Origin of the sequence: Sodalis-like endosymbiont of Proechinophthirus fluctus (assembly GCF_001602625.1) — a bacterium.
Lineage (GTDB): Bacteria > Pseudomonadota > Gammaproteobacteria > Enterobacterales > Enterobacteriaceae.
The window spans coordinates 634-4962 of the sequence record NZ_LECR01000057.1 but is presented as its reverse complement, the minus strand read 5'-3'; the positions used below and the strand labels follow the sequence as shown (position 1 = coordinate 4962).

At 51.0% G+C, this 4329-nt stretch carries 5 pseudogenes and 1 riboswitch; of the pseudogenes, 1 reads left to right on the top strand and 4 read right to left on the bottom strand.

Annotated features, from left to right (window positions below):
• The 4 pseudogenes from BG74_RS17400 to BG74_RS11155 all read right to left on the bottom strand — a co-directional run.
• Window positions 1-692: pseudogene (locus tag BG74_RS17400) on the bottom strand (DEAD/DEAH box helicase); the annotation flags it as partial.
• 231 nt (window positions 693-923) lie between these two features.
• Window positions 924-1581 (bottom strand): annotated as a pseudogene (locus BG74_RS20710) (ATP-binding cassette domain-containing protein); the annotation flags it as partial.
• A 335-nt stretch (window positions 1582-1916) separates the two neighbouring features.
• Window positions 1917-2223: pseudogene (locus tag BG74_RS20705) on the bottom strand (D-cysteine desulfhydrase); the annotation flags it as partial.
• 619 nt (window positions 2224-2842) lie between these two features.
• A pseudogene (locus BG74_RS11155) lies at window positions 2843-3818 on the bottom strand (radical SAM protein).
• Window positions 3802-3944, bottom strand: a riboswitch (molybdenum cofactor riboswitch). (Overlaps the previous pseudogene by 17 nt.)
• A gap of 241 nt (window positions 3945-4185) precedes the next feature.
• Between BG74_RS11155 and BG74_RS17380 the strand changes: the two are divergent.
• Window positions 4186-4329: pseudogene (locus tag BG74_RS17380) on the top strand (hypothetical protein); the annotation flags it as partial.

The window sequence follows — 4329 nt, the reverse complement described above, 5'->3', positions numbered from 1 at the left end:
GACCATGTGCACAAACTAGGTTATTTGCTCGGATGCAGTATTGCGACACGCCACCTCAACCGACCGACGCTGGATTATCCAGTAGACTGTTCGCCAGCGTTTTAACTCATCGGAGAAGATCGCGGAAAACATCAGACCCTGACATTTCGTCGGCAGCAGCTTCATCACCCGGCGAATATAGTGAAACATAGTGAATAAAGCCCCATATTCAGCATGCTTTCCGACCTCATCTAGCAACAGGATTTCTATCTGGGAAAGATCGACGGCGCGCTGCTAAGCTAAATCCAACAAACGCTCTGGTGTGTCCCGCCACCAGAACTTCCACGCCGCCACGCAACTTCACCATCTACTGGTTGTTAATGCTGACACCGCCGAACACCACCAGCGAGCATAGGCCAAGATGGGCACTGTAACTCGGTAATATTTTTGCCGATCTGCGCTGCTAGCTCACGGGTTGGCATCAGAATGAGCGCCCGTACAGGCTGGTACCGAGCGATGGTCGAACAACTGCAGTATCGGTAAGGTAAAGGCGTCGGTTTTGCCGGTACCGGTCCTAGGCACTGGTCATGTTATTGCAGCCTTGTAATAACATAAGGGATGGCTTGTTAATGAACCGACGTCAGTTCGAAATAACCATTTTCCGCTAATGCGCGCAAAATCTCGGCACTCAGGCCAAGTGAATCAAATAACACAAACTGAAAAACTCTAGATCCGCCCTGAAGACGCTGGCCGAAACCGCGCTCAGGGGGATAAATTCAGAGTGAAGGCAAAGCATTACCATGGTGAACTGATAAAACAATGATAGCAAGATTGTAGTAAAATATCTGATCTTTGGGCACGAGTATCCAGTAAATAACTGTAATCCTTTCCACCGCGCCGGCGATAAGCGCGGCTTGGCTGGCTCGCGTGCAACTAAGCGCCGAGAAATTTATTGAGAAATAGCCAGTGCGCTCATCATAGCCAGGATACACGAAGACCTCGAGCCCGAGGATTTGATCAGCGATGTTTACCTCATCCATGAAAATCGCACGGTCGGCGACATCACGGGCGAACCTCATATCGTGGGTAACTATAACCATAGTGTGCCGCTTCTCGATCAGCGGTGCAGGCAATAGCCACCTGATGCTGAGCTGCCACCGGAGAGCCGTTTGAGGGAGGCCTCTTCTTTACCCGCTCAGTCCAGCCTTGGCCAACAGTTCCCACGCGCGCGACTATCTTCCTCGCGCTACTCCTTCTTCCTTTACCACCATCGGCCCTTCGATGATATTGTCGAGCACCGAGCGATGCGGGAACAGGTTAAAATTTTAAAACACAAACCCTACCTCTGCTGGCACATGGCGCGGATCTTCCCTTTCTGGCCGCTGAGAGGATGGTAACATCAATGGTAATATCGCCCACCTGAACGCTGCCACCGTCCGGCGTTTCCAGCAGGTTGATACTGCGCAGTAACGTAGTCTTACCGGATCCTCTAGGGTCGACGATGGCCAGCACTTCGCCGGGATTTACCGGGAGGTCGATACCGTTGAGCACCCTATGATCGTTGAATGACTTCATTAGGCCTGTAACTTCAATAGCGATCATCATTCAGAGACCTGATGATCGCTATTGAAGTTACAGGCCGTCAATAAGCCAAGCTATAGCCTTGCCAGTATAACACCGGATCCAGCACGATACCCTCCAGACGCTCCATCAGCGCAATCGCATCGCACCTCTTCATCGTTGGCTACGCCATAGCTGGAGCATAATACTCATCCAACATAGTTATCTCCACGGCAGGCGCTGCGAGAGACAGTTGTTTACTCACTTGCGCCGCTAGACTTGCGATCAGATGCTGCTGCTGTTCCTCTCGGCACGAAACGGTGTAACGCCGATGAGTGTCATTTTCAGTAGCACGCATGGTAACCAACTAAACTGCCAACCCCGCACTGAAATATATCCAGCAGCAGACGATTACCGTTAGTCAGGTAGTTACCGTCGTAGGTGCAGGTCGGGTTTTCCAGCGGTGCGATGCAATGCAATGTAACTCCAGTTCAACCACTAGCGCTGCCGTCTGCCGCACGTGGTTAGACTGGATGGTCCTGACGGTAAGTAGTGTATCGGCTCCCTTGAACGCAGGGTATCGGCGACGAGAAACTCTAGCTTGCGAAGTTTGTTGCCACATAGGCCTGCCGGCAGAGTGAGATCATCGCGTTTGATGAAAATATCCCGCTCGAGAAAATCAGACTACTGGGGGAGAGATCCTCGAGCGGCTAGCGATGTCGCTACAGCCCTGCTGAGGCGGTTAATCATGCCAGAAATGACAAATATCAGCGCTAATGAAGAAGATCCCCTTCGCCGGCAAAGCGCATCGCGCGGCAAACACTCAGCCGATACCGTCTGTCTCACCCGGCGGGTAATTATCCCGCCAGTGTTTGGCAGCCCACTGGTCTTTCGCACGCATATCCAACCAGCAGCTGCCGGCGNGGTTTTCCCGTTTCCAGAAAGGCACTTGAGTTTTACGCAGATCTATCATATATTCGGCGCTGCTCATGCCGACGAAGATGATGCACTCATCTGCGCCGCGATTTCCGTCAGCGTTCTCTCAGTCATGCCCGGATAATATCCCAGGGTCAACCGTACTGACATCGGTGCCCAGATTATAGTTTTGTACTTTGCCGGTTAAAGGTGACCATCGCACCATCGGTATTTCTGGCGGACAACCAGGCATACAGCACTGCCACGTCGAAATCACGCGCGCCGACCTCAATAAAATAGCGTCCCGTCCATTCAGCCTCCGGTGACCGGCGAGAAAAACGCTACTTCATTCGCAGGGCCTCTACTATGGAGAGTCCTACTTGGATCGTCAAGCACTTGACGCCGATATGCGGGTAATGCCGGTATTTTCCTGATGTAAGAAATGGTTTTGCTTTTTTTGATTCAATACTCCGGTGATACGGGTTTCAGCGCCTCAAGCATCCGATCACTCTCGAGCAGATCGCGCAGAGAGATACTGCCATCTCTAAATAGGAACAAGTGCAGCTTTCCACTGACGACACGCGCAGGCGATTGCATCTGGCGTAAAAATCCTTGGCGTAAGGCATGATATGGCCGATTTCACCCTGATAATCCTCATGGTGGAAAACCAATACCGAGGAACGTCCGTGCGCCCTTTAAGCTGACACTGCCATCCCCATTTTTTCAGCCTCTGGCGAATAAGTTCGCCAGAAACCTGCCGTTCACGAAACAACGCGGTTACCCACGCCAGTTTCCATCATTCAGATGCAGCTACAGCAAAAAGCCACGGTTTGATCCAGGTTAGAAAGGTATCAAATATGGATGTCGTTCACGTCGCGCAGTAGGACGGTATTGACCTTCACCTTGTCGAAACTAGCCTCGAACGAGGGGCATCTAATGCCGACCATCACCTGATGAAATTTATCCTGGCCGATAATGGCCTAAAACTAGCGGGCGTCCAGGCTGTCGACACTGATATTCAGCACGGTGAGACCCGGGCATCCGTGCCAGGCGATAACAGTCGGTAGTGACCGCCACGGTGAGGATAGTGGGATTGGCGCACACCGCGATAATCTCGGTGAAATCCCGCCATAGCGAAGGTTCAATACCGGTCAGGCACACCTTTATCCGTGCCGAGTTAGGCGAAAGCGCTGATAACACAGTGGATTTCATCCAGTATCAGAAAACGGGTACTACAGGTTTTCTGCAGACGACAACCGCCGTGCAGACCAATAATTACAACGAAGATTACAGACCTTCGTTACTGATAAGTGCAGATAGCAAAACCTGCGCTCAAACACATCGATGCATTGTGAAACAGTAATACCTTTCCAAATACGGGAGATGCCGACATTTATACCCTGCACCCTGGTGGTCATCGCCACGGCTAGAAACCACGTATAGCTCATCATGACTCACTTAGGCGCAAAGGCTAGGAGTTATATTTACCTTTTTCGCCTAAAGGTACGAAAAGGAATGGTTAACTAGCTTCTATTATTGCCCTAAAGCCGCGCAGATAACATGCATGGCGTGAGAAAAACCTTTATATAACAATATATATAACGTTTATGTTACTAATATTTTCTATTTTTATTCCCTTAAAACTCCCGCCAAGCGCGCGTGTCTGAGTTCGCTTTTGCCATCAAATCCGCTATTTTATGCCACACTCAAGCCTCGGTCACCCCGTTTCACATCATCAGGAGAAATATGCACAACCGAACATTAGCCGATTTGGACCAGGTGGTCACCCTGGGAGGAGGCCACGGCTTGGGCCGAGTCATGTCTGCGCTTTCCTTTCTGGGATCACGATTAACGGGCATCGTGACCACCACCGAT